Origin of the sequence: Marichromatium sp. AB32, assembly GCF_003718675.1 — a bacterium.
In the GTDB taxonomy this organism is placed as follows: domain Bacteria; phylum Pseudomonadota; class Gammaproteobacteria; order Chromatiales; family Chromatiaceae; genus Marichromatium; species Marichromatium gracile.
On record NZ_RHFJ01000004.1, the window covers coordinates 100,553 to 124,846 of the forward strand.

23 protein-coding genes and 2 pseudogenes are annotated in these 24,294 nt (G+C 71.0%); 11 read left to right on the top strand and 14 right to left on the bottom strand.

Annotation, left to right across the window (positions count from 1 at the left end):
• Positions 1 to 51: 51 nt before the first annotated feature.
• The 3 genes from dnaG to rpsU form a co-directional block, all read right to left on the bottom strand.
• Positions 52 to 1,782 (bottom strand): DNA primase, encoded by a 1,731-nt coding sequence (gene dnaG, locus EBL85_RS02620; protein WP_123142100.1) that lies wholly within the window; start codon positions 1,780 to 1,782, stop codon positions 52 to 54.
• A 41-nt stretch (positions 1,783 to 1,823) separates the two neighbouring features.
• Positions 1,824 to 2,267, bottom strand: a complete 444-nt coding sequence (locus EBL85_RS02625; RefSeq protein ID WP_123140666.1) for a GatB/YqeY domain-containing protein — start codon at positions 2,265 to 2,267, stop codon at positions 1,824 to 1,826.
• A gap of 130 nt (positions 2,268 to 2,397) precedes the next feature.
• Positions 2,398 to 2,613 (bottom strand): 30S ribosomal protein S21, encoded by a 216-nt coding sequence (gene rpsU, locus EBL85_RS02630; RefSeq protein ID WP_005220880.1) that lies wholly within the window; start codon positions 2,611 to 2,613, stop codon positions 2,398 to 2,400.
• A gap of 194 nt (positions 2,614 to 2,807) precedes the next feature.
• Between rpsU and tsaD the strand changes: the two genes are divergently transcribed.
• Positions 2,808 to 3,863, top strand: a complete 1,056-nt coding sequence (tsaD, locus tag EBL85_RS02635; protein WP_123140665.1) for a tRNA (adenosine(37)-N6)-threonylcarbamoyltransferase complex transferase subunit TsaD — start codon at positions 2,808 to 2,810, stop codon at positions 3,861 to 3,863.
• A gap of 6 nt (positions 3,864 to 3,869) precedes the next feature.
• On the top strand, positions 3,870 to 5,015 hold the full coding sequence (locus tag EBL85_RS02640) for a TMEM43 family protein (protein WP_123142101.1): 1,146 nt from the start codon (positions 3,870 to 3,872) through the stop codon (positions 5,013 to 5,015).
• 75 nt (positions 5,016 to 5,090) lie between these two features.
• On the opposite strand, the gene plsY is transcribed toward EBL85_RS02640, so the two are convergent.
• Entirely contained in the window at positions 5,091 to 5,684 is a 594-nt protein-coding gene (gene plsY / locus EBL85_RS02645) for a glycerol-3-phosphate 1-O-acyltransferase PlsY (protein ID WP_123142114.1), read from the bottom strand.
• A 99-nt stretch (positions 5,685 to 5,783) separates the two neighbouring features.
• On the opposite strand from plsY, the gene folB reads away from it, so the two are divergent.
• Both folB and EBL85_RS02655 read left to right on the top strand, forming a co-directional pair.
• Entirely contained in the window at positions 5,784 to 6,146 is a 363-nt protein-coding gene (gene folB / locus EBL85_RS02650) for a dihydroneopterin aldolase (protein ID WP_123142102.1), read from the top strand.
• Positions 6,147 to 6,355: 209 nt separating this feature from the next.
• Complete coding sequence (locus EBL85_RS02655; RefSeq protein ID WP_123142103.1) at positions 6,356 to 6,682, top strand: multidrug efflux SMR transporter; 327 nt, start codon at positions 6,356 to 6,358, stop codon at positions 6,680 to 6,682.
• Between the two features lie 307 nt (positions 6,683 to 6,989).
• Here the strand turns inward: EBL85_RS02655 and cbiB are convergent, their stop codons facing one another.
• The 3 genes from cbiB to cobM form a co-directional block, all read right to left on the bottom strand.
• Positions 6,990 to 7,937, bottom strand: coding sequence for an adenosylcobinamide-phosphate synthase CbiB (gene cbiB, locus EBL85_RS02660; protein ID WP_123142104.1), 948 nt, complete (start codon positions 7,935 to 7,937; stop codon positions 6,990 to 6,992).
• Positions 7,928 to 9,079 (bottom strand): adenosylcobinamide amidohydrolase, encoded by a 1,152-nt coding sequence (locus EBL85_RS02665; RefSeq protein WP_123140661.1) that lies wholly within the window; start codon positions 9,077 to 9,079, stop codon positions 7,928 to 7,930. Before EBL85_RS02665 ends, cbiB begins: the two co-directional genes overlap by 10 nt.
• 146 nt (positions 9,080 to 9,225) lie before the next feature.
• Complete coding sequence (gene cobM, locus EBL85_RS02670) at positions 9,226 to 10,008, bottom strand: precorrin-4 C(11)-methyltransferase (RefSeq protein ID WP_123142105.1); 783 nt, start codon at positions 10,006 to 10,008, stop codon at positions 9,226 to 9,228.
• 185 nt (positions 10,009 to 10,193) lie between these two features.
• On the opposite strand from cobM, the gene tcuA reads away from it, so the two are divergent.
• The 4 genes from tcuA (at position 10,194) to EBL85_RS02690 (ending at position 14,895) form a co-directional block, all read left to right on the top strand.
• Positions 10,194 to 11,579, top strand: coding sequence for an FAD-dependent tricarballylate dehydrogenase TcuA (tcuA, locus tag EBL85_RS02675; protein ID WP_123142106.1), 1,386 nt, complete (start codon positions 10,194 to 10,196; stop codon positions 11,577 to 11,579).
• Positions 11,566 to 12,687 carry a tricarballylate utilization 4Fe-4S protein TcuB gene (gene tcuB / locus EBL85_RS02680; RefSeq protein ID WP_123142107.1) on the top strand — a complete coding sequence of 374 codons (1,122 nt, stop codon included), beginning with the start codon at positions 11,566 to 11,568 and terminating at the stop codon, positions 12,685 to 12,687. The genes tcuA and tcuB overlap by 14 nt, the downstream gene beginning before the upstream one ends.
• Positions 12,688 to 13,462: 775 nt before the next feature.
• Entirely contained in the window at positions 13,463 to 14,134 is a 672-nt protein-coding gene (bluB, locus tag EBL85_RS02685) for a 5,6-dimethylbenzimidazole synthase (RefSeq protein WP_123142108.1), read from the top strand.
• On the top strand, positions 14,131 to 14,895 hold the full coding sequence (locus EBL85_RS02690; protein ID WP_123140656.1) for a cobalt-precorrin-6A reductase: 765 nt from the start codon (positions 14,131 to 14,133) through the stop codon (positions 14,893 to 14,895). The genes bluB and EBL85_RS02690 overlap by 4 nt, the downstream gene beginning before the upstream one ends.
• 68 nt (positions 14,896 to 14,963) lie before the next feature.
• Here the strand turns inward: EBL85_RS02690 and cobJ are convergent, their stop codons facing one another.
• From cobJ to EBL85_RS02705, 4 genes and pseudogenes are all read right to left on the bottom strand, one after another.
• Positions 14,964 to 15,689: a precorrin-3B C(17)-methyltransferase gene (gene cobJ, locus EBL85_RS17605; RefSeq protein ID WP_369964112.1), complete on the bottom strand. Its 726-nt coding sequence runs from the start codon at positions 15,687 to 15,689 to the stop codon at positions 14,964 to 14,966.
• Positions 15,690 to 15,818: 129 nt separating this feature from the next.
• Positions 15,819 to 16,139: pseudogene (locus EBL85_RS17610) on the bottom strand (precorrin-3B C(17)-methyltransferase); the annotation flags it as partial.
• Entirely contained in the window at positions 16,136 to 16,867 is a 732-nt protein-coding gene (locus EBL85_RS02700) for a precorrin-2 C(20)-methyltransferase (RefSeq protein WP_123140655.1), read from the bottom strand. The gene EBL85_RS02700 and the pseudogene EBL85_RS17610, both read right to left, overlap by 4 nt.
• A 5-nt stretch (positions 16,868 to 16,872) precedes the next feature.
• The gene (locus tag EBL85_RS02705; RefSeq protein WP_123140654.1) at positions 16,873 to 17,499 is read right to left on the bottom strand and encodes a precorrin-8X methylmutase; all 627 of its coding nucleotides are present in this window, start codon (positions 17,497 to 17,499) and stop codon (positions 16,873 to 16,875) included.
• 194 nt (positions 17,500 to 17,693) lie between these two features.
• Here EBL85_RS02705 and cbiE point away from each other — a divergent pair, with 194 nt between their 5' ends.
• Positions 17,694 to 18,941: a precorrin-6y C5,15-methyltransferase (decarboxylating) subunit CbiE gene (cbiE, locus tag EBL85_RS02710; protein ID WP_123142109.1), complete on the top strand. Its 1,248-nt coding sequence runs from the start codon at positions 17,694 to 17,696 to the stop codon at positions 18,939 to 18,941.
• A gap of 54 nt (positions 18,942 to 18,995) precedes the next feature.
• Positions 18,996 to 20,483 carry a GGDEF domain-containing protein gene (locus EBL85_RS02715; protein WP_123142110.1) on the top strand — a complete coding sequence of 496 codons (1,488 nt, stop codon included), beginning with the start codon at positions 18,996 to 18,998 and terminating at the stop codon, positions 20,481 to 20,483.
• Here EBL85_RS02715 and EBL85_RS02720 read toward each other — a convergent pair.
• Positions 20,402 to 21,724 carry a cobyrinate a,c-diamide synthase gene (locus EBL85_RS02720; RefSeq protein ID WP_123142111.1) on the bottom strand — a complete coding sequence of 441 codons (1,323 nt, stop codon included), beginning with the start codon at positions 21,722 to 21,724 and terminating at the stop codon, positions 20,402 to 20,404. The genes EBL85_RS02715 and EBL85_RS02720 overlap by 82 nt on opposite strands.
• Between EBL85_RS02720 and EBL85_RS02725 the strand changes: the two genes are divergently transcribed.
• Positions 21,723 to 22,121: a cobalamin biosynthesis protein gene (locus EBL85_RS02725; protein WP_123142112.1), complete on the top strand. Its 399-nt coding sequence runs from the start codon at positions 21,723 to 21,725 to the stop codon at positions 22,119 to 22,121. The two genes, EBL85_RS02720 and EBL85_RS02725, sit on opposite strands and share 2 nt — an antisense overlap.
• Before the next feature lie 6 nt (positions 22,122 to 22,127).
• Here the strand turns inward: EBL85_RS02725 and EBL85_RS02730 are convergent, their stop codons facing one another.
• The gene (locus tag EBL85_RS02730; protein ID WP_123142113.1) at positions 22,128 to 23,999 is read right to left on the bottom strand and encodes a bifunctional UDP-sugar hydrolase/5'-nucleotidase; all 1,872 of its coding nucleotides are present in this window, start codon (positions 23,997 to 23,999) and stop codon (positions 22,128 to 22,130) included.
• A gap of 25 nt (positions 24,000 to 24,024) precedes the next feature.
• Positions 24,025 to 24,294, bottom strand: a pseudogene (locus tag EBL85_RS02735) (ABC transporter ATP-binding protein); the annotation flags it as partial.

Below are 24,294 nucleotides of genomic sequence, written 5' to 3' on the forward strand. Positions count from 1 at the left end.
GGAAGGCGGCTTTTGAGCAAACTTCCGATTGTAGCACGAAAAATCACAAAGTTATGAGTCATCGCGATGAGTGCGTGGATCATCCGGGTCCCGCCCGACCCGTGCACGCAGCTTGTCGTCGAGGCTGCGCAACCATTCGCGCTTGCGGACCTCGGCACCGAGCCGCTCCAGCGCCCCGTCGAACTCCGGCCCCGCGCCCTCCTCGGAGACATGCCGCAGGAACGGATGTACGCTCAGGCGCTGCAGATAATCGAAGTGCGGGTGATCACGCCAGCGCTCGATCAACGCAGCCTTGGTGAGAGTTGGGTGCTGCCGAATGGTTTCAAGCAACTCCACGAGGATTCCGACCCCTTGATTCGAGGCGCGTCGCCAGTCCGTCGGCAGCTCGTCCACCCGCGCCATCAGTGACGGGTGATTGAGCAGCAGCGCGATGGCCCAGGCGGTACGGCTCGGGCGCTGCTGCTCCAGCGCGCTCTGACGCGGCGCCCGCGATGTTCGACGTCGCGACGAGGGCGCGCGCCGCTCCAGCCCGACCAGCTCGCTCAGGCGCTGCTCGAGCAGGTCACGAAAGACCCCCGCGGGCACCCGATCGATCAATGGCCGGGCCAGCGGCGCGAGCCGCGCCCGGCCATCGATGGTGGTCATGTCGACCTGGGCGGTGAGCTGGTCGAACAGGAACTGCGACAGCGGCGTCGCCTGCTCGACCCGGGCAAGGAAGCCCTCAGCGCCCTCCTTGCGCACCAGGGTGTCCGGGTCCTCGCCCTCGGGGAGGAACAGGAAACGCTGGGTCTGGCTGCCGCTGGCCAGCGGCAGCGTGGTCTCCAACGCCTTCCAGGCCGCGTCGCGACCGGCGCGATCGCCATCGAAGCAGAACACCAACTCGGGCGCGGTGCGCGAGAGGCGCTGCAGATGGTCCGCGGTGGTCGCGGTCCCCAGGGTCGCCACGGCGCAGTCGATACCGTGTTGCGCCAGGGCGATGACGTCGAGATAGCCCTCGACCACCAGCACCCGCTCGAGCCCGCGCCGGACACCGCGCTGGGCCTCGAACAGTCCGTAGAGTTCGCGACCCTTGTGAAAGAGCGGCGTCTCCGGTGAGTTCAGATACTTGGGGCGGCCGTCACCGAGGATCCGCCCCCCGAACCCGATCACCCGACCGCGCCGATCGCGGATCGGGAAGATGATGCGATCGCGAAAGCGATCGTAGCGCCGCCCGTCCTGCTCGCCGATCAGACCGCAGTCGACGAGCTGGCGACAGCGCTCAGGCGTACGCCCCAGACGCGAGAGCAGGAAATCTCCACCCCCGGGCGCGAAACCGATACCGTAACGGGCGGCGATCTCGCCGCTCAACCCACGCGACTTGAGATAATCGATCGCCCGCGCGGCCTGCGGGTGCTCGCGCAGCTGGCGGCGAAACAACCCGTCGGCCTCGTCGAGCAGGGCGAACAACGGGCCGTGATCCGGCCCGCGCACCTGCTCCCCGCCCTCGATCGGGACCTCGACACCGGCGAGCCGGGCCAGTTCGTCGATGGCCTCGCGAAACGGCAGACCATCGTGCTCCATGAGGAACCCGATGGCGGTACCGTGAGCGCCGCAGCCGAAACAATGATAGAACTGCTTGGCCGGACTGACGGTGAAGGACGGGGTTTTTTCTTCGTGGAAGGGACAACGCGCCTGGAATTCCTTTCCGGCCTTGCGTAGCTGGACCCGCGCGCCGATGACATCGACGATGTCGACGCGCGTGAGGAGATCATCGATGAACTCCGGAGGGATCTTGCCAGCCATGCGCGGATGCCAACGCCCGGAGGCGCGCGACGATCCGGTACTCAGCCCCCGAGCCGCTGCTTGACGAGCGCGCTCACCGCGCCCATGTCAGCACGCCCCTGGATCTTCGGGCGCAGCACGCCCATCACCTTGCCCATGTCGCTCATCGCGGCGGCACCGGTGGTCTCGACGGCCTCGTCGATACAGGCGGCGATCTCGGCCTCGGTCAGCTGCGCGGGCAGATAGGTCTGGATGATCTCGACCTCGGCGCGCTCGCCGCTGGCCAGGTCGTCGCGACCGGCCTGGGTGTACTGATCGATCGAGTCGCGACGCTGCTTGACCATCTTGTCGAGCACCGCCAGCACCTGGGCGTCGTCGAGCTCGATGCGCTCGTCGACCTCGCGCTGCTTGACCGCGGCCATGATCAGCCGGATCACCGCGAGCCGGTCCTTGTCGCCCGCCTTCATGGCGGACTTCATATCCGCTTGGATTTGCTGCTTGAGCATGTGTCTTTCAGGAAGCCTGAGGGATGGGGTCAGGCCGAGATCGTTTCGCTCTGGACGCGCAACGGAACCGACAGGGCGAGACAGGCGCCGGTCCGTCGACCTCGGTCAGGGATACGCCGGGGATGGAACCTCAGTACGGGCGTTCCCAGCGACGTGCCTCGCGCTGCAGCTTCTTCTGGTGGCGCTTGACGGCCGCAGCCTTCTTGCGCTTGCGCTCGGAGGTGGGCTTTTCGTAGAACTCGCGACGGCGGACCTCAGCAAGCACCCCTGCCTTCTCGCAGGAACGCTTGAAACGTCGCATGGCGACCTCGAACGGCTCGTTTTCTTTGACGCGAACGCTGGGCATGGATTGTCCTTTATGGCTCCAAGTGGGTTGATTGGGCAATACAAAGAAGGGGGATTTTACGAGAACCCCGAGTCGATTGCAAAGACGAAAGCACATACACCCCGGCGAGAAACCTCGCCAGGGGACCGGGGCCTGTGGGCCCGAGCGCGTATACTAAACCGTTTGCGATTCCAGTGTTCGAGGGCCATTGCGGCATGCGTGTGTTAGGTATCGAGACATCCTGCGACGAGACCGGCGTCGCCCTGTACGACGGCGAGCATGGTCTGCTCGCCCACGCGGTCTACAGCCAGATCGCGATCCACGCCGAGTACGGCGGCGTGGTGCCCGAGCTGGCCTCGCGCGATCATGTCCGCAAGGCGCTGCCGCTGATCCGCGAGGTGCTCGACGAGGCCGGACTGACGCGCGAGGACATCGACGCCGTGGCCTTCACCGCCGGCCCCGGGCTGATCGGCGCGCTCCTGGTCGGCGCCGCGCTCGGGCGCAGCCTCGCCTGGGCGCTCGGCGTGCCGGCGGTGGGCGTGCACCACATGGAGGGGCACCTGCTCGCACCGCTGCTGGAGGACTCGGCCCCCGCCTTCCCCTTCGTCGCCCTGCTGGTCTCGGGCGGACACACCCAGCTCGTCGACGTCACCGGGGTGGGACGTTACCGCATCCTCGGCGAGTCGCTCGACGACGCCGCCGGCGAGGCCTTCGACAAGACCGCCAAGATCCTCGGTCTGCCCTACCCCGGCGGACCGGCGCTCTCGCGCGAGGCCGAGCAGGGCGATCCGACGCGCTATCGCTTCCCCCGCCCGATGACCGACCGGCCCGGACTCGACTTCAGCTTCAGCGGCCTCAAGACCTTCGCCCTCAACACCCTGCGCGAGGCCGAGGCGGAAAGCGGCGGCAGCATCGACGCACAGACCCGCGCTGACATCGCCCGCGCCTTCGAGGAGGCGGTGGTCGACACCCTGGTGATCAAGTGTCGCCGCGCGCTGCGCGAGACCGGGCGCCGCCGCCTGGTGCTCGCCGGCGGGGTCAGCGCCAACCGCAGGCTGCGCGCACGCATGGGTGAGGCGCTCGCCGCCGAGGGCTGTGAGGCGCACTACCCCCGCCCCGAACTCTGCACCGACAACGGCGCCATGATCGCCTATGCCGGCTGGCAGCGTCTCGCCGCCGGCGCGAGCGAGCCGCTGCTGTTCAAACCCCGCGCGCGCTGGCCGATGGAAGAGCTCGCACCGCTCACCCCTGCCATCGAAACGGAGATATAGAGCACGATGGACAGCTTCACCGAGACCACCCACCGCTCTTGGTTCAGCCGCATCGGCGGCGCGCTCACCGGCATCCTCTTCGGCCTCATCCTGGTGGTCGTCGCCAGCTCGCTGCTGTGGTGGAACGAGGGACGCGCGATCGATCGCACCCGCACCCTCGATGCCGGCGCCGAGGCCGTGGTCTCGATCGCCGCCACACCGGTCGACCCGGCCAATGATGGCGAACTCGTCCATCTCAGCGGCACGACCCACACCGATGCACGGCTGCGCGACCCCATCTTCGCCATCGAGGTCCCGGCGATCCGCCTGGAGCGCCAGGTCGAGATGTATCAGTGGAGTGAGCAGCGCGAATCGGAAACGGTCAAGGAACTCGGCGGCGGCGAGACCACGCGGACCACCTACAGCTACCAGCGCACCTGGTCGAGCCAACCGATCGACTCCAACGGCTTCCGTCACCCCGAGGGGCACCACAACCCGACGATGCCCTACACCAGCGAGCAGTGGCAGGCCGACCGGGTGACCCTCGGCGCCTTTCGCCTTGCACCCGCGTTCGTCTCGCAGATCGGCGGCGCGCGGACGCTCCCGGTCGACGCCGAGGAGGCACCGACGGGCTTCGTCAGCGACGGCAGCGGCTTCTACAAGGGCACACCGGCGAACCCCGAGGTCGGCGACCTGCGAGTCAGCTTCCGGGTGGTCGACCCCGATGGCGAGATCAGCGCGATCGGGCGCCAGCAGGGCGACACCCTGGTCACCGCGCGACTCAAGCACGGCACCATCGCCCTGCTCGAGCCGGGGCAGATCGACGCCATCACCATGTTCGAGCACGCCCACAGCGCCAACGCCCTGCTCACCTGGGGGCTGCGCGTGGGCGGCGTGGTGGCGCTGTGGATCGGCCTGGCGCTGATCCTCGCGCCGCTCAAGGTCATCGCCGACCTGATCCCGATGCTCGGCAGCCTGGTCGGCTTCGCCACCGGACTGGTCGCGGCGCTGCTCGCACTGGCTACCGGCAGCCTGGTCATCGCCCTGGCCTGGATCGCACATCGTCCGTTGCTCGGCGGCGCCTTGCTGGTCGCCGCACTGCTGTTCGCCGTGCTCGGCGCCGGACAGTGGCGCAAGGGCGCACGACAGGCCGCGACCAGCACCACCGCCTGAACGCACGAACGCGCCGCCTGCATCGGCAGGCGGCGCGTTCGTGGTGAGCGCGACAGCTGGGCGGCGGCGAACGACTCAGTCGCCCGCGCTGATCCGTCCCTCGGTGCCTTCGAGCAGGTTGCGGATGTTGCTGCGGTGACGCCAGATCAGCAGCCCGGTGATGATCAGCTGCATACCGATCAGCGGCTTCTCGTCCCAGAACAGCCATACGAACAGCGGCGCCAGCGCCATCGAGATCAGCCCCGAGAGCGAGGAGATCTTCAGCACCTTGGCGACGAACAGCCACACCGCGGCGACACAGAGCCCGATCGGCCAGTAGAGGCCGAACTGCACGCCGAGCGCGGTGGCGACCCCCTTGCCCCCCTTGAAGCCGAAGAACACCGGATAGAGATGGCCGATGAAGGCCGCCAGACCGACCCCGGCGAGCGCCAGCGGGTCGAGCCCGAGCAGGTGCCCGGCGAGCATCGGCACCAGCCCCTTGAGGCTGTCGCCGAGCAGGGTGATGGCGGCGGCCTTCTTGCCGCCGAAGCGCAGCACATTGGTCGCGCCGGGGTTGTTCGAGCCCTGGGTGCGCGGATCGGGCAGCCCCATCAGACGGCAGACGATGATGGCGCTGGAGAGCGAGCCCAGCAGATAAGCGACGATGATGAGCAGGATGGATGTGATCATGGCGCGCATTGGACCCGGGATGCCGCCACAGGTCAAGCCTCGCGCGTACCGGCGCGGGGGCGTATCCTCTCTCGCTTTTCGCCGCCACCGGAGCCTGTCATGGACACCGTCTTCATCCGCGGCCTGCGCGTCGACACCGTCATCGGCATCCACGACTGGGAGAAGGAGCAGCCGCGCCCGCTGATCCTCGACCTGGAGCTGGCCACCGACGCCGCCCGCGCCGCCGCCACCGACCACATCGACGACGCCCTCGACTACGACGCCGTCGCCCGCCGCATCCGCCGCGAGGTCACCGACAACCGCGCCGAGCTGATCGAGACCCTGGCCGAGCGCTGCGCCGCCGTGCTGCGCGAGGAGTTCGGCATCCCCTGGGTACGACTGCGCATCAACAAGCCCGGCGCCATCGGCGTGGGCATCGACGTCGGCGTCGAGATCGAGCGCGGCTCGCGTCAGAACAACTGAGCCGCTGAGACCCTAAAGGGCGCGAAGGAGAGAAGAGCAAGAGCCTCCAGCGATCAGCCACCAGCCGCCTGTGGCTGTCTGTCCTCACGCGGCTTGGCTTTCTTCGCGTCCTTTGAGTCTTTGCGGTTCAATCCCCTGGCGGCTGGCGGCTCTTCAGCACCCACTCACCTAACTTCACTACCCACGCATCACGGAGACACGACCTCACAATGGCCTGGATCTATCTCGTCATCGCCGGCATGTTCGAATGGGGTTGGCCGGTCGGGCTCAAGCTCGGGCTGACCGATCAGGGCATGCGCTGGGGTTGGATCCTGTTCGCGGCCGCCTGCATGGTCGCCAGTGGCGCACTGCTGCTGCTCGCCCAGCGCGACATCCCGATCGGCACCGCCTACGCAATCTGGACCGGCATCGGCGCCGTCGGCGCCTTCGCCATCGGCATCTGGCTGTTCGCCGAACCGGCCACCCTCGCCCGCTTCTTCTTCGTCGGCCTGATCGTCATCGGCATCGTCGGACTCAAGCTGGTCTCGCCGGAGTAAGGGGGGGGCGAGCCGCCGGCTTTCAGCCGCCAGCCTCCAGTGCGGTAGGCCGGGCAACGCGCAGCGTGCCCGGCGAAGAGGCGGATAGCTTGTGAAGATGGGCACGTTGCACTTTGCCCATCCTACGCGGCTTGCCGTTTGCGACGGTCGCTGAGTGAGGACGCCGACTGGAGGCTGGCGACTGAAAGCTGGAGGCTGATAGCGGGTCGCTTTCCCCTTCGCGTTCCTTGCGGCTTTGCGGTTCAATCCGCTGGCGGCTGGCGGCTGGCGGCTGGCGGCTGGCTGCTGGCTGCTGGCGGCTGATGCGCTATCGGCTCGCGACCACCATCAACCCGAACCCCAGCGCCAGCAGCGCGGCGACCAGGATCAGCCGCAGCGCGCGGCGCAGGTCGGCGCCGTCGAGGTCGGCGGGCCAGTCGGGATCGCCGATGTAGGCCTCGCCCATCAGCACGCCGCCGTACCACACCGGACCGAGCAACCGCACCCGCAGCGCCCCGGCACAGGCCGCCTCGCTCCAGCCCGAGTTCGGGCTCGGCAGCAGCGTGCGATAGCGCAACGCCGGCCACACCAGCCGGGGATGGCCGCGCAACAGCGCGGCGGCGAGCGCGATCAGCGGCACCGAGAGGCGCGCCGGCAGCCAGTGCACCACATCATCCGAGCGCGCCCCGGCCCAGCCGAAGCGACGATAGCGATCGTTCTTGTAACCGATCATCGAATCGAGCGTGGAGATCGCCTTGACCACCACCAGCCCCGGCACCCCGAACAGACACAAGGCCCACAGCGGCGTGAGCACGCCGTCGGTGAGATTCTCCGACAGGCTCTCGATGGTGGCGCGGACGATCCCGGCACGATCGAGCCGGTCGGTGTCACGCCCGACCAGCATCACCATGTGCCGTCGCGCCGCCGGCAGATCATCGAGCGCGCGCAGCACCCGCAGCCCCTGCCCCAGCAGGTCGCGGGTACAGAGCAGGCTGTAGGCGATGAACAGGTCCCAGCCGAAGGCGAGCGCCGGGTGCAGCGCAGCGAACCCGAGATGGCCGACCCACCACACCCCGAGCGCGCCGCCGACCACCAGCAGCCAGTGCAGCACGCCCCCGAGATAGCCATCGAGCCCACGCGCGAAGAGCACGCGCTCGCAGGTCTGGATCCAGGCGCCGATCAGCCGGACCGGGTGGAGACGATAGACCGGATCACCGAGCAAGGCATCGAGCAGACAGGCGCCGAGGACCAGCGCGACGGAAGAGGTCAGTTCCATTTGCGCGCAAACCCCTCGACCACCGCCAGTGCCGCCAGCTCGGCGGGCGCAAGCCCCGGTTCGGCGAGCAGACGCTCGCGCAGCGCCACGAAGGCATCCGGACACACCGCCACCGCCGCGCCGAGCTGCGCGGCCTGGTTGAGCACCGCCTCGCGGGCGACCTCGGCGTGCAATACCCCGTCGCGGGCCAGATCCAGCACCTCGGCCAGGGCGAAGGCCGCCGCCGCGCTCAGCGGGTCGTGCACCAGCGCCTGCAGGTTACGGGCGAAGACCTCGGCGAGATCCGCCGCCAACCAGCGCTCGGCGGCGCGGCACAGCGCCTGCTCGTCGCAACCGTGACGTCCGAGCGCGCCGCAGAGGTTGCGCCGCAGCTCGGGACAGAGCCCGTTTTGCAACAGCAGCGAGCGGGTCACCGCCTGATGGGTGGCGTGCCCGAGCAGCTCGCCGAGCAGGTTGTGCCCGCCGGCCCACTGCCGCTCCCATTCGCCCTCGCGCGCCAGCGGCGCGGCGATGGCGAGCTGATCGGTGCCGGTGCCCGTGGCCAGCGCGCTCGATTGCAGGCTGGGCACACGTAGATCGAGCACCGCCGCGCTCTTGCCCTCGGTCACCAGGGTCGCGGCGCGCACCAGACAGGCGGGCGTACAGGGCTGATTGATGAACACCAGGGTGATGATGGTACCGGCGCCACGCTCGGGTGGCGCGGTCTCGGACGCGGCACCGCGTGCCCGACAGCCCTCCTCGCACTCCACCCAACCGGCGCGATCCCCGGCACGGGTGGCGTTACCGAGCACCCCGGCGGTGGCGGCCACGGTCACCGCCAGATCGCCCTCGGCGGCGCGCCCGAGCACCGCGCACTGCATGTTGGCGGCGGTGGCCATCAGCGCGGTGCGCGACGGCGGCAACCCGGCATCCTCGCAGGCGCGCACATGATAGCCACCCGGCCCCTCGTCGACCGCGGTGGCCCCGCGCGGATCGTGCGCCACGCCCTCGCAGCCCTGGTGATTGGCCACATGGCTCAGATCCTCGCGCAGCCCGCCGTTGATCCGGCAGGTACTGAGCACCCGGTGCGGCCGCGCCAGCGCGGCGTACAGATAGCGGCCCCGACGATGGAGCTGATAACGATCGGTCTCTTCGAGCAACATGGGCGGGACCTGAGAGTGGCTGAATCGTGGGGGCGAGGAGAAGCTGCCAGCTTTCAGCCGCCAGCCTCCAGTAGGCGCTCGCATCCAGCCGCGATCGTCAGAGACAAACCGCCCGGCTGGCGGCTGGCGGCTCAAGTGCCTGACCTCTACCCCTCGCCACGCGCCGGGCGGAAGCGGCGCGGGAAGCTGGCGTCGTAGAGCTTGGAGGTGGCACGCGGGGCGTGCTGGCGGGCGCCGAGCGCGGGGCTGACCAGGATCAGCGCCTGACGCTCGACCTTGGCCTCGCGGCAACGCGCGGCGATGTCGGCGATGGTGCCGCGCAGCACCAGCTCCTCGCCCGGCCAGGTCGCCTTGTGCACCACCACCACCGGCGCATCGGCAGCCCAACCGGCCTCCTCCAGGGTCTGGGCGATCGACTCGATGCGCTCGATCGAGAGGAAGATGCAGAGGGTGCAGCCGTGCGCGGCGAGCCCGGCGAAGCGCTCGCGTTCGGGCATCTTGGTACGCTCGGAGACGCGGGTGAAGATCACCGTCTGGGTGACCTCGGGCAGGGTCAGGCACTCGCCGGCGGCCGCCGCCGAGGCCATCGCCGAGGACACCCCGGGGACGATGCCGACCTCGACCCCGGCGGCGTCGAGCGGGCGCGCCAGCTCGGCGACCACGCCGTAGAGGGTCGGGTCGCCGGTCTGCAGACGCACCACCGTCTGGCACCGCGCGGCGCGATCGAGCAGCCACTCGGTGACCTGCGCCAGGTCCATCGACTTGGAGTCGGCGATCTCGCACTCCGGCGAGGCCCACTGCAGCGCGGTCTCGGCCACCAGCGAGCCGGTATAGAGGATGGCATCGGCCTCGGCCAGCAGCCGGGTACCGCGCACCGTGATCAGGTCGGGCGCGCCCGGTCCGGCGCCGACGAACCACACCTTACCCATGGGCTCGGCTCCTGCGCGATGCGACGCGTGCGCGGATCAGGGATGGGGTCGGTTGCATGGGGCGCGGTCCTCTCGTATGGTCAAGGCCAAAGCCGAGTATTCTTGTAACCCATGTCACCCCTTGTCAAACCACCCGCGCCCGGCCCGCTAGAGCGGCCCTGCCCCACCACCCGTCCCCTGCAGCGATGACCCCCGACCCGACCCCGGACGTCCTCGTCGCCGGTGGCGGCACCGCGGCGCTGTGCGCGGCGATCAGCGCACGCCGCGCCGGCGCCCGGGTGACCCTGCTCGAACAGGCGCCCCGCGCCCGACGCGGCGGCAACACCCGTCATGCGCGCAACTTCCGCTATGCCCACGACACCGCCAACGCGCTGTCGAGCGGCCCCTATCCGGCGGCGACCTTCCTCGACGACCTGCGGGGGGTGACCGAGGACGGCGCCGACCCATTGCTCGCCCGAGTGCTGGTCGAGTGCTCGGCCGACCTGCCCGCGTGGCTCGACGGCTGCGGGGTGGCGCTGCAGCCGCGTGCCAGCGGGGTGCTGCCGCCCTCGCGCAAGACCGCCTTCCTGCTCGGCGGCGGCACCGCGATGCTCAACACGCTCTATGCCGAGGCCGAACGGCTCGGCGTCGCCATCCACTACCAGTACGCGCTCGAGGACCCGGGCCTGGACGGCGAGCGGGTCGGGCGGGTCGGCGTGCGCGACCCGCACGGCGCGACCCTGCACCTCGCCCCCGGCGCACTGATCCTCTGCAGCGGCGGCCCCCACGCCAACCGCGACTGGCTCGCCCGGCACTGGGGAGCGCGCGCCGACGGCATCCTCAATCGCGGCACCCCCTACTCCGAGGGCCGAGCGCTGCTGCGCCTGCTCGAACAGGGCGCCGAGCCGATCGGCGACCCGGGACGCGCCCACCTGGTCGCGATCGACGGGCGCTCGCCGGTCGATGACGGCGGCATCGTCACCCGGGTGCGCTGCATGCCCGCCGGGATCGTCGTCGACAGCGCCTGCCGACGCTTTCTCGACGAGGGCGGCGATACCGCCTCGACCCGCTATGCCCGTTGGGGCCAACGGCTGATCGACTGTCCCGACCAGGTCGCCTATCTGGTGCTCGACACCCCGGCGTGGCAGAGCGCCCCACCCTCGCTCTACCCACCGATCACGGCCCCGACCCCGGAGGCATTGGCCGTGCGCCTCGGGCTCGACCCGGCGGCGCTCGTTGCCACCCTCGCCGCCTACAACGCCGCCGTGCGCCCGGGCGAGACCCCGGAGGACGGCCACACCGAGGGGCTGGAGCCGCCCAAGAGCGGCCATGCGCGGGTGCTCGACACCCCGCCCTTCGCCGCCTACCCGATGCGCCCGGGCATCACCTTCGGCTACCAGGGCCTCGCCGTCGCCCCCGACACCCGGGTGCGGCTGACGCGCGGCGGGGTCGCCACCAACCTGTTCGCCGCCGGGGTCGCGATGCAACCCAACCTGATCCCGCGCGGCTATGTCTCCGGACTCGCGCTCGCCATCGGCATGGTGTTCGGGCGCATCGCCGGCGAGGAGGCGGCGAACCATGTCCTCAGCTGATCCCCGCACCGAGACGCGGCGCGTGCTCGCCATCTGCAACGCCTGCGGCTACTGCAACGGCTTCTGCGACGTCTTCGAGTCGGCGCGGCTGCGCCCGGCGCTGACCGACACCGACCTCGAACACCTCGCCCACCTCTGTCACCACTGTCGCAACTGTCTCTATGCCTGCCAGTACGCGCCGCCGCACCCCTTCGCGGTCAACGTCCCCCGGGCGCTGACCGCGCTGCGCCACCACGCCTATGTGCGCCACGCCTGGCCGCGCCCGCTGGCGCGGCTGCTGGTCCATGCCCCGGCGAGCGCGCTGCTGGTGGCGCTGGCGACCATCGTGCTGGTGCTCGGCGCGGTGCTCGCGCTGGTGCCGCATGCGATACTGTTCGCCGCGCACCAGGGCCCCGGTGCCTTCTATGCCGTGATCCCCTGGGGCTGGATGAGCCTGCTCGCGGCGCTGCCGCTCGGTTGGTCGCTGCTGGCCGTCGCCGTGTCGCTGCGCCGGGTGTGGCGCGAGGGCACGAGCGCCGGCGAGCCGCCACCGGGCTGGCGCGACTGGCGCGGCGCGCTCGCCGACCTCGTCACCCTGCGCAACCTGCGTGGCGGCGGTCCCGGTTGCAACGACCTCGACGACCGCCCCTCGCACTGGCGCCGTCGGCTGCACCACACCCTGCTGCTCGGGCTGCTCGGCTGTCTCGCCGCGACCACGATCGCCACCGTCTACCACCATCTGCTCGGGCTGCAGGCGCCCTACCCCTGGTGGAGCCTGCCGGTGGTACTCGGCACCCTCGGCGGACTGGCGATGACGGTCGCCACCCTCGGTCTGGCCTGGCTCACCCTGCGCGCCGATCCGACACCGAGCACCAGCGCGAGCCGTGGCGCCGACGCCGCGCTGCTCGCACTGCTCGCCGCCGTCGCACTCAGCGGTCTGGCGCTGCTCGGCTGGCGTGCCACCGCCGCGATGGGCGTACTGCTCGCGCTCCACCTCGCCACCGTGATCGCCTTCTTCCTGCTCATCCCCTACAGCAAGCTCGTCCACGGCGGCTACCGCGCCCTCGCCCTGCTGCGCGAGGCCGCGGCGAGGCGTCGGCGGGTCCGGCGCACGGTCGGCGATGCTTGAACCGCGGAGCAGCTTTCAGCCACCAGCCGCCAGCTGACAGCCCCCAGCGGAGAGCGCCGACGCTCAGTGACTGGCGACTGGTGGCTGAGGCCGGTGTGCGGCCGGGATGTTTGAACCGCGGGGCAGCTTCCAGCCGCCAGCTGACAGCCGCCAGCGGGGAGCGCCGACGCGCATGACTGGCAAGGTTCGGCGCACGGCCGGGGATGCTTGAACCGCTAAGATACTGTCTTTCCCGTCAACCGCCGATCATGCACACCAGTCTCCCCGACTGGAGGCTGGATGCTGATCGCTGGAGGCTGGCTCGAACCGCAAAGTCGCGAAGCGCGCAAAGTGAGTGAGGGGGTAAGGTTGGCGTAGATCGCGACCGGCGCGGGTCCGCACCGCCGTCTGGTCAGCGCGCCTGCTGGCGGCTGAACGCTGAACGCTGAACGCTGAACGCTCAGCGACAGCGTAAGACGCCTTGCTCCGCCGGGCACGCTGCGCTTTGCCCGGCCTACCGGATCGCCGTCTCTGCTCAAACCCTTCGCGCCCTTCGCGCCATTGCGGTTCAATATCCTGGCTGCTGGCTGCTGGCTGCTGGCTGCTGGCTGCTGGCTGCTGGCTGCTGGCTGCTGGCTGCTGGCTGCCGCCGAACTGACCCATACCCCTTGCGCGCCGGGATCGCGCGCGTCATCGCCGCACCCGCGCCCCGCCCCGGGTATAATCCGCGCGCCGTGCGGTCATCGAACCGTCATCCGGCCTCCCACCACGACAGCACGATAAGGAGGACAGAGCCTTGGCGCACAACCAATGGGCATTCACCGACAGCGAACGCGAGGCGGTCTACAAGGCGATCTTCTCGCGGCGCGACGTGCGCCGCGAGTTCCTCCCCGACCCGGTCCCGGAGCCGGTGTTGCGCCGTCTGCTCGCCGCCGCCCATCACGCGCCGAGCGTCGGTTTCATGCAGCCCTGGGACTTCGTGGTGGTGCGCGACCGCGACACCCGCGCCGAGATCAAGGCCGCCTTCGCCCAGGCCCACGCCGAGGCCGCCGAGCAGTTCGATCCCGCATCGCGCGAGACCTATCGCGGCCTCAAGCTCGAGGGCATCCTCGAGGCCCCGCTGGGGATCTGCGTCACCTGCGACCGCAGCCGTCACGGCCCGGTGGTGATCGGGCGCACCGCCAACCCCGAGATGGATCTCTACAGCAGCGTCTGCGCCATCCAGAACCTGTGGCTCGCCGCGCGCGCCGAGGGCATCGGCGTCGGCTGGGTGAGCATCATCCACCACCGGCGGCTGCGCGAGATCCTCGCCATCCCCGAGGACATCGACGTGATCGCCTATCTCTGCGTCGGCTATGTGCGCTTCTTCCACGAACGCCCGGAGCTGGAGAGCGCCGGCTGGCTGGAGCGCGCCGCGCTCGACGGCCTGATCCACGAGGAGCGCTGGCAGGGCGGACAGGCACGATGAGGGCAACGGTGATCATCCTCGGTGGCACCACCGAGGGCTATGCGCTGGCCGAGGCGCTGGCGGGACGCACCGGGATCCGGCTGATCAACTCGCTGGCCGGACGCACCGACAACCCCAGGCTGCCCGCCGGCGAGACCCGGGTCGGCGGCTTCGGCGGCGCCGAGGGGCTGGCCGACTTCCTGCTGACGGTCCAGGCCGATGCGGTGATCGACGCCACCCACCCCTTCGCCGCGGCGATGGGCTGGAACGCCCACGCCGGTTGTGCCGCCGCCGCGGTGCCGCTGCTGCGCATCGAGCGCCCGGCGTGGCAGCCGCAGCCCGACGACCAGTGGTTCGAGACCGACGATTGGGAGGGCGCGCGCGCCCGGTTGCGCGCGCGCGGCGCACGACGCGTGCTGCTCGCGCTCGGTCGTCAGGAGCTTGCGCCCTTCGCCGGACTCGACGACATCCACTTCCTGATCCGCGCGGTCAGCGCGCCCGACCCCATGCCACCCTTCGCCGACGCCGAGCTGCTGCTCGCGCGCGGGCCCTTCGGCCTGGAGGAGGAGCGCGACCTGCTCGACACCCACCGGATCGATACCATCGTCTGCAAGAACAGCGGCGGCACCGCTACCGCCGCCAAGCTCACCGCGGCGCGCGAACGCGGCATCGAGGTGGTGATGCGCCGCCGCCCGCCGCGCCCGCAACGCCCCACGGTGGCGCGGGTCGACGAGGCGCTCGCCTGGCTCGAACGCAAGCTCGACCACCCGCCCGAGCGCTGAGCGGTCACTGAAAGCGATCGCTTGGAGGCAGACGCCGCCCGCAGCGGCGACGTCTGCCGTCGGCAGGTTCAGTCCTGCTCGGCAGGCTGCGGATACCAGCGCGGGGTATAGACCCAGTCACGCCCCTCGGGGGCACTGAAGTGACGGGTCTGGGAGGAGCCGACGATCACCACGGTGCGCATGTCGACCTCTTGCGGGTCGAGCGCGCCCAGGGTGGTCACCCGCACCCGCTCGGCGGGACGACCGACGTCGCGACCGAGCACCACCGGGGTGTCGGCGTCACGCACCCCGCGCAGCACCGCCAGCGCCTCGCCGAGCTGCCAGGGCCGCGCCCGCGAGATCGGGTTGTAGCAGGCGATCACCAGATCGGCGCGGGCGGCCAGCTCCAGCCGGTGGACGATCTGCGACCACGGCTTGAGGTTGTCGGAGAGCGAGAGGATGCAGAAGTCGTGACCGAGCGGCGCACCGATGCGCGCGGCGGCGGCCTGCGCCGCCGAGATCCCCGGCACCACCGCCAGCTCCACCGCGTGCCAGGCCGGCTCGGCGTGCTCGTCGAGCGCCTCGAGCACCGCCGTGGCCATGGCGAAAACACCGGGATCGCCGGAAGAGACCACCACCACGTGCCGCCCCTCGGCGGCCAGCGCGAAGGCGGCGCGGGCGCGATCCATCTCGCAGCGGTTGTCCGAGCCGTGGATGACCTGATCGGGGCGGAAGGGACCGGCCATCTCGACATAGGTGTTGTAGCCGATGATGTCCTGCGCCCGGTCGAGTTCGAGCCGCGCCGCCGGGGCCATCAGCGCGTGCGCGCCCGGTCCCAGCCCGACCACCGCGAGGCGGCCCGGACGCGGGCGCGACGGCTCGACGGCGGTGATCGCCGCGCGCACCCCGAGCACCTCGGCGATGCGCTCGGCCAGGGCGTCGGCGCCACGCGCCGCGCCGAGCAGCGGCACCACCGCCGAGCCGTCCTCGGCGACCACCACCACCGCACCGGCGTGATCGCCACGGGCATCGAGCAGCGGCGCCAGGGTCACCGCCACGGCGCCGACCTCGCCGAGCACCACGCAGGGCAACCCGGCGCGATAGCTCGCGCGCAGCGCCTCGTCGCAGCCCTGCTCGGCCTCGGTCGAGAAGGCGCACGGGTGCGGGTTGATCTCGTCGCAGGCGGCGGCGATACGTCCGGCCGTCACCCGTCCACGCGCGCTGGTGGCCAGCAGCAGCGGTCCCTGTTCGATCCGTTCCATCATGCCCCCTGCCAGCGTTCGCCGGGAATCAGCACCATCGAGAAGTACGGCACCTGCTCGGGCTCGACCTCGGCGAAGGGCCGCACCCGCTCGCCGTCCATGGTGGCGCGCTCGACATAGCGCGCGCGCTCGGCGATGCCGAGGCGTTCGAGCACCCGGCGCAGCTTGGCGAAGTTGCTGCCGAGCTTCATGATCGCCGCGGCCTCGACCCCGGCGAGCCGCGCCTCCAGCTCCGCCTCCGGGAGGGTGGCGGCGATCACCTGCAGCGACTGGTCGCGATAGACCAACGGGGTGCGCAGCACCGAGGCGCTGGCCATCACCGAGCAGATGCCCGGCACCACCTCGACCGGATAGCGCTCGGCGAGGCGGTCGTGCAGATACATGAAGGCGCCGTAGAAGAAGGGATCGCCCTCGCAGGCGACGGCGACATCACGCCCGGCGTCGAGATGATCGGCGATGCGCGCGGCCGACTCGTCGTAGAAGGCGCGCATCACCCCCTCGTAGTCGTAGGGCGGCGGCGGGCGCTTGCCGGTCACCGGATAGACCAGCGCGAGGCGCTCCTGGGTCTCGCAGAGATGCGGCTCGATGGTGGCGAGCGCGTTGCCGCGCTTGCCCTTGCCGATGTAGTAGGCCACCACGGGCGCGGCGCGCAACAGGCGCAGCGCCTTGAGGGTGAGCAGTTCGGGGTCGCCCGGGCCGATGCCCAGGCCGAGTAGACGGCCCTTGCCCATGTCGCTCACTCGTGCTCGCTGCCGAGCGCGTTGACCGCCGCCACCGCCATGGCGCTACCGCCACGCCGCCCGCGCAGGGCGATATAGGGCACGCCGCGACTGTCGGCGGCGAGCGCCTCCTTGGACTCGGCGGCGCCGATGAAGCCGACCGGGAAGCCGAGGATCAGTGCCGGGCGCGGCGCGCCCGCATCGAGCATCTCGAACAGACGGAACAGCGCCGTCGGGGCGTTGCCGACCACCACCACGGCCCCCTCCAGGTGCGGGCGCCACAGCTCCAGCGCGGCGGCGGTGCGGGTGTTGCCCAGCTCGCGCGCCAGCTCCGGCACGCGCGGATCCTGCAGGGTGCAGATGATCGGGTTGTCGGCGGGCATCCGCGCCCGGGTGATGCCCTCGGAGACCATGCGGCTGTCGCAGAGGATGGGCGCACCGGCCTGGAGCGCGGCGCGCCCGGCGGCCCCGGCGCCCTCGGAGAACAGCAGGTCCTCGACCACGTCGGGCATGCCACACGCATGGACCACGCGCACCGCGACCTTCTCGAGGTCGGCGGGGATGCGTGCCAGGTTCGCCTCGGCACGGATGATGGCGAAGGACTGGCGGTAGATGTCGTGGGCGTCGCGGTTGTATTCGATCATCGCAAATCTCTATCGAGCGGCAAGACGGGAGGGGTCGGGGTCGCGGTGGATCCCGACGAACAAGCCATGGCCGAGGGTGGTCTGCCTGGGGGAAGAGGGAGGCATGTTCAGCAAAAGATTGATTATAATGCCTGCGCCAGCGGGCGGCCACTCCGGCGCCACCCTGCAATCCACCCCGACCGACCGAGCCTGCGATGACCGACCCGACCCCAGCCAGCGCCCCTCTCAACTCGATCTGGCTGACCGTCGTCGGTATCGGCGAGGACGGACTCGCCGGGCTCGGCGAGGCGGCGCGCGCGGCGATCGCCGGGGCCGAGGTGATCTTCGGCGGCGCGCGTCATCTCGGCCTGATCGAGTCGCGATCGGAGCAGGAACTGCGCCCCTGGCCCAGCCCCTTCAGCGACGCCTACCCCCAGCTCGAGGCGCTGCGCGGACGAGCGGTCTGCGTGCTCGCCAGCGGCGACCCCATGTTCTACGGTGCGGGGTCGAGCCTCGCGGCACGCTTCGGCGCCGCCGCGCTGCGGGTGCTGCCGGCGCCCTCCTCGGTCTCGCTCGCCGCCGCCCGGCTCGGCTGGGCGCTGCACGAGATCACCGTGGTGCCGGCGCACGGTCGTCCGCTCGCCCGGGTCAACCTGCACCTCGCCCCGGGGGCGCGGCTGCTGGTGCTCTCGGCCGACGGCGCCACCCCGGCCGCGCTCGCCGCCGAGCTGACGGCGCGCGGCTACGGCGAGAGTCGGCTGACGGTGTTCGAGCATCTCGGTGGTCCGGTCGAGCGTCGCCTGCAGGGACGCGCTGCCGACTGGTCGATCGAGCAGTGCGCCCGGCTCAACCTGATCGCGCTGGAGTGCCGTGCCGACGCCGGCAGGCAGTCGTATTCACGCCGCGGCGCGCTGCCCGACGCGGCCTTCGCCAACGACGGCCAGCTCACCAAACGCGACGTGCGCGCGGCGACCCTGGCGCGGCTCGCACCGCTGCCCGGCGAGCTGCTGTGGGACGTCGGCGCCGGCAGCGGCTCGATCGGCATCGAGTGGCTGCGCGCCGAGCCGACGGCGCGCGCCATCGCCATCGAGGCAAACGCCGAACGTCAGGCGCTGATCGCCGCCAACCGCGATGCGCTCGGGGTCCCTGACCTGATGCTGGTGGCCGGACGCGCGCCCGAGGCGCTCGACGGGTTGGAGGCGCCGGATGCGATCTTCATCGGCGGCGGTCTGACCCGCGCCGGGGTCGCCGAGCGCTGCTGGGCGGCGCTCAAACCCGGCGGGCGGCTGGTGGCCAATGCCGTCACCCTGCAGAGCGAGGCCTTCCTGGTCGAGCTGCGCGGGCGCATCGGCGGCGAGCTGACACGGATCTCGGTGGCCCACGCCAGCCCGCTCGGCGCCTTCGACGGCTGGCGCACGGCGATGCCGGTGACCCTGTTGAGCGCGATCAAGCCCGAGCAATAAACCAGGTCCGGCCGACATGCGCCGGAGCGGCATCAGCAACAGCCGAAGCCCGGGATGCAACACCGCCAGAACATCCATAACATCTATGTCATCGTCGGGCTCGCCGTGACCCTTCTGGTCGCGAGCTTCTATCTGCTGGGCATGCGCCCGCTGATCAAGCACCTGGAGTACATCCACGACGAGCGCATCACCTTCCAGCTCACCGAAAGCAGCGCACTGATCCACAGTATCTTCGACGACCAGCGCAACATCGCCCGCCAGGTCGCCAGCCGCAGCGCCATCCGCGCGCGCCAGGCGGCCTATCTGCGCGACGAGATCGATCGCGAGGCGCTGGTCGCCTTCAGCCGGCCCAAGCTCGCCGACGCCATCGGCGCCCATGAGGACTTGGTCTCGGTGGCCCGCTACGCCCCCGACGGCAGCCGTCTCTACAGCGCGGGCGTCGCGGTGCCGGCGCTCTATGACCAGAAGTGTTCGACCGCCCCGGACGACCGTATCGAACTGCTCGCGGCGGACGAGGCGCGACACCGGCTGTACTACTGCTCACCACTGCACGACGCGACGGGCCGACGCATCGGCACCGATCTACTGGTGATGCACGATCAACGGCTGCACGAGGCCGTCGATCGCCAGACCCGACCCGGCGTGGGGCTGGCCCTGATCTTCGGCGAGGTACGCAGCAGCTACTGCTCGACACAGAAGATCACACCACGGATGAGCGCCGCACTGACGCAGCATCTCGACGCCGCTACCCCGACCGACGGTTTCACCATCAGGCAGCAGAGGCTCGAACGCTACCCCGACTGGCGCATCCTGCTGATCGTCGATGATGCCGAGCACGCGCGTCCGATCGAACGCCAGATCCTGCCGCTCCTGGTCGCGATACTCGCCTCGACCACGGCGATCTACCTGCTCACCGTCATCACCCTGCGCCCGATCATCGCCGCCCTGCTCGAACAGAAGGCGCTGCTCGCCCGCTCGCGCTGCGACGGACTCACCGGCGCCCACAACCACGCCTACATGCAGGAGCTGCTCGACGCCGAGCTGGCGCGCACCGCGCGCTACGACCGGCCGCTGTCGCTGATCCTGCTCGACATCGATCATTTCAAGCAGGTCAACGACCGCCATGGCCACCAGGCCGGCGACCGGGTGCTGCGCATCCTCACCCGGCGCTGCCGCGAGGCGATCCGCGAGACCGACCAGCTCGCGCGCTATGGCGGCGAGGAGTTCCTCGTCATCCTTCCCGAGACCGGACGTGCGCAGGCGATGGCGCTCGCCGAACGGTTGCGCCGGGACATCGCCAGGGACGAGTTCCAGGTGCCCGGCGAGCGGTTGCGACTCACCATCAGCCTCGGCGTCATCAGCACCGAGGGACAGCCCCGAGCGGTCGACAAGCACGACCTGATCGAGGCCGTCGATCGCGCGCTCTATCGCAGCAAGCGCGAGGGCCGCGACCGGGTCAGCTACGGCACCATCGCCCCCACCGCGTCGTCCGCATCGGGGAGGAAGAGCGCAGCGGCCTCGCGTGGCGAGGAAGGGAAATAGAGATGCAGATAGCTCGCGCGGATCGAACCGTGACGATAGAAGGGCTCGCCCTCGGCGCCGTCGCGCTGACGCGTGCCGAAGGCCGCCGGCGCAGGCGCGCCCTGCATCGTCGAGTGATGAAAGCTGTGGCCGCGCAGCCCGCCGAGCGCCTGCATCCCCAACCCGGCAAGACGCTGCTGCATCCGCCCCTCGCCCGGCAGCAGCGCGGCGAGCCGAGCGCCGTCACCGGCCTTGTCGACCAGCCGCTCGAGCAGATAGAGCATGCCGCCGCACTCGGCGTAGAGCGGCCTCCCGGCCTCGACATGGGCGCGCAGCGCCCGGTGCATGGCCTGATTGGCAGCGAGCCGGTCGAGGTGCAGCTCCGGGTAGCCACCGGGCAGGTAGACGGCATCGGCCTCCACCCCGGCATCGACCAGCGGCGAGAAGAAGACGACCTCGGCGCCCAGCGTCTCCAGCAGCCGCAGGTTGTCGGCATAGAGGAAGGAGAAGGCCGCATCGCGCGCCACCGCGATCCGGCGCCCGGCGAGCAGCCGGGGCGGCGGCTCGATCGCCGCCGGGGCGTGGAAGGCGACCGGTTCGGGCAGGCGCGCCAGGGCGCTGTCGGCGATCTGCTCGGCGGCGGCGTCGAGACGACGTTCGAGATCCGCGATCTCGGCGGCCTGCACCAGTCCCAGGTGACGGCTCGGCAGCGCCGCCTCGGCCAGCCGCGGCAGCGCGCCGAGGAAGGGCACGGTCGCGGGCATCCCGGCGGCGATCATCTCGGCGTGACGGGCACTGGCGACCTGGTTGGCCGCGACCCCTGCAAAGCGCAGCCCGGGGCGGTAGCTCGCCAGCCCCAGCGCCAGCGCGCCGAAGGTCTGGCCCATGCCGCGGGCATCGATCAGCGCCGCCACCGGCAGCCCGAAGCACTCGGCCAGATCGGCGCCCGAGGGGGTGCCGTCGAACAGCCCCATCGCGCCCTCCACCAGGATCAGGTCGGAAGCGCCGGCGGCGGCATGGAGCTTGGCCTTGCAGGCCGTCTCGCCGACCATCCACAGATCGAGCGGCTCGACCTCGGCGCCGCTGGCGCGGGCGTGGATCATCGGGTCGAGGAAGTCCGGCCCGATCTTGAACACCCGCACCCGCCGACCCTGACGACGATGATGACGCGCCAGCGCGGCGACCAGCGTGGTCTTGCCCTGCCCCGAGGAGCAGGCGCTGAGGAAGAGTGCGGGACAGTGATGGACGGGGGCGTTCGACATGGCTGAATCCGGACGGGCGATCACGATCGGGGTGGGTTTCCAGCGCGGCGTGGCGCGCGCGAGCCTGGAGTCTGCCATCGACGCCGCGCTCGGGCCACTCGGCGCGATCGAGGTGCGCGCCATCGCCAGCCTCGATCACAAGTGCGCCGAGCCCGCGCTGCGCGCACTCGCCGCCGCGCGCGGCTGGCCGCTGCGGGGCTTCGCGGCCGCGCGACTGGCCGCCGTCGAGGTGCCGGGCGGTTCGGCGCGGGTCGCCACGGCGGTCGCCACACCGAGCGTCGCCGAGGCCGCGGCGCTGCTCGCCGCTGGCGACGGTCGGCTGCTGCTCCCCCGTCAGGTCCATCGCGACCCCGCCGGCAAGGCTTTCACCCTGGCGATCGCCGGCTGCGCCGCCTGAGCCGACTCAGCCCGCGCTCGCGCACACCGCAGGCACCTCGGGGTCCGCACGACGCGCGTCGCCGTCGCGCCCGATCAACCGCTGGGTGCTGTACTCGGCGCAGGGCAGCGGCCTCACCCGGGGCGGCACGGCGAGCAGCGCCGCGCCCGGGGCCGCGCCGCCGAGATCACGCTGCAGATACTCGATGAAGACCTGAGCGTCGGTGGTGCCGATGTCGTGCCCGACGATGGCGGCAAGACCCTCGTAGCCGTCGCGACCGGCGGCGAGGAAGCTGTTGGTGATCAGGCTCAGCCGGTCGTCCTCGCCCAGGGGGCGCCAGTGGGTCTCGCCGCGCCGCCGGAAGCTCAGCGCCGAGAGCCGCTCACCGGCCGGGCGCGAGAGATCCAGGGTCCAGCGCAGGTTGGCGGCATAGGGATAGGCGCCATTCGACCCGGGACCGTCGAGGAAACTCGCCAGCGCCCCTTCGAGCAGCGCGCGCAGCTCGCGCCCGCTCAACTCCAGCTCGACCAGGGTGTTGCCGAAGGGCAACAACCGATAGACATCGGCCAGGGTGAGCGGCCCGGCGGGCAGATCGATACGCACCGCCCCGGCATTGAGCAGCGCGACGTCGGCGTGCGCGCCACGCGCCAGATAGGCCTGGGCGACCAGCTGCTGGATGTCGCCGCCGTGGAGCTGGGTGGCGCGTCGGTCGCAGCGCGCGCTCTGGCCCTCGCCGGGGATACGCTCGAAGCAGAGATCCTCGCTCACCTCGCCGACCACCTGGCTGCCGAGCGCCTTCACCTGATCGGCATAGCGGGCGATCACCGCAGCCACCGCGGGGTCGGGCGTGATCGGCACAAGCTCCGGGGTGCGCGCGACCTGCGCCCGCACCCGCGCCTCGACCTCGGGGTCGAGCGGCGCGCCGTCGCGGCTGAAGGTCTCGCCGAGCAGCAGACGCGGGGTTCCGGTGCACGCGCGCACCCGTCCGGCGGCATCGAACACCACCTCCAGCTCGCCGACCAGAGCGGCGTACTGCCAGGCCTGGACCACGCACACCGGATTGCCGTCGAGATCATGCACCCGGCTCGGATAGGGACCGACCGGGTTCAGCCCGAGGGGCGCGAGGCCGTCGCCGAGCAGGCTGTGCGAGTCACCGCCGACGATCACGTCGACCCCGCGCAGCGCACGCGCCAGCGCCAGATCGTTGGCGTACTGGTAGTGGGTCAGCAGCACGATGCGCTCGATCCCCTGGGCGGTGAGCGCGTCGATCTCGCGCTGCGCCGTCTCGCGCTCGTCGAGGAAATGGGTGCTCGGCAGCGGGCTCGACGAGCGCCGGGTCTTGCCGGCGATGTCGAGCCCGACGATGCCGATCCGCGCGCCACCGCGATCGAGCACCACGTGCGAGTCGATCAGCGGTGCCTCGCCGCGCGGTGCCAGCGGGGTGCCGGGCGCGGGTACCACGTTGGCCGCCAGCACCGGGGTGCGGCAGCCCGCGCCAGCCGACGGATTGAGCGCGCGCAGGAAGCGGGCGAGTCCGGCATCGCCGCCGTCGAACTCGTGGTTGCCGAGGGCGAAGGCGTCGAAGCAGATCGCACGCATCGCCGCGGCATCGGCCTCGCCGTCGAACAGGCTGTGATAGGGCGTGCCGGTGATGGCATCGCCGGCGTGCAGCACCAGCACCTCGGGATCGGCGGCGCGGGCGCGGGCGATCAGCGCCGCGACCCGCGCGAGCCCGCCGATCTCGACCTCGACGTCGTCGAGTCCGGCGAGATCCAGCGCGCCCGGCTCGGGATCGAGATGGGAGTGGTGGTCGTTGATGTGGAGGATGCGGAGCCGGTCGTCCGCGACCGCCGCCCCGCCCCACAGGCACAGGGCCAGCACCAGCAGATGAATACGCATGTCCAGCTCCCGCCGCGTCGGCGGCTCAGTGATCGTCGAGACAACGCCAGGGGATCAGATAGGGCTCGCCCTGGTGGCTACCGCCCAGCACCTCGATGCCATAGGCCGCGCGCAGATTGGCCGCGTCGAGCACCTCTCCGGGCCGCCCCTGCGCCAGCGCCCGCCCCTGGTGGAGCAGCAGCAGGCGATCGCAGAAGCGGCTGGCCAGGGTGAGGTCGTGGAGCACCAGCACCACCCCGGCGCCGCGCGCGCAGTGTGCGCGCAACAGCTCCATGATGCGGAGCTGATGACGCGG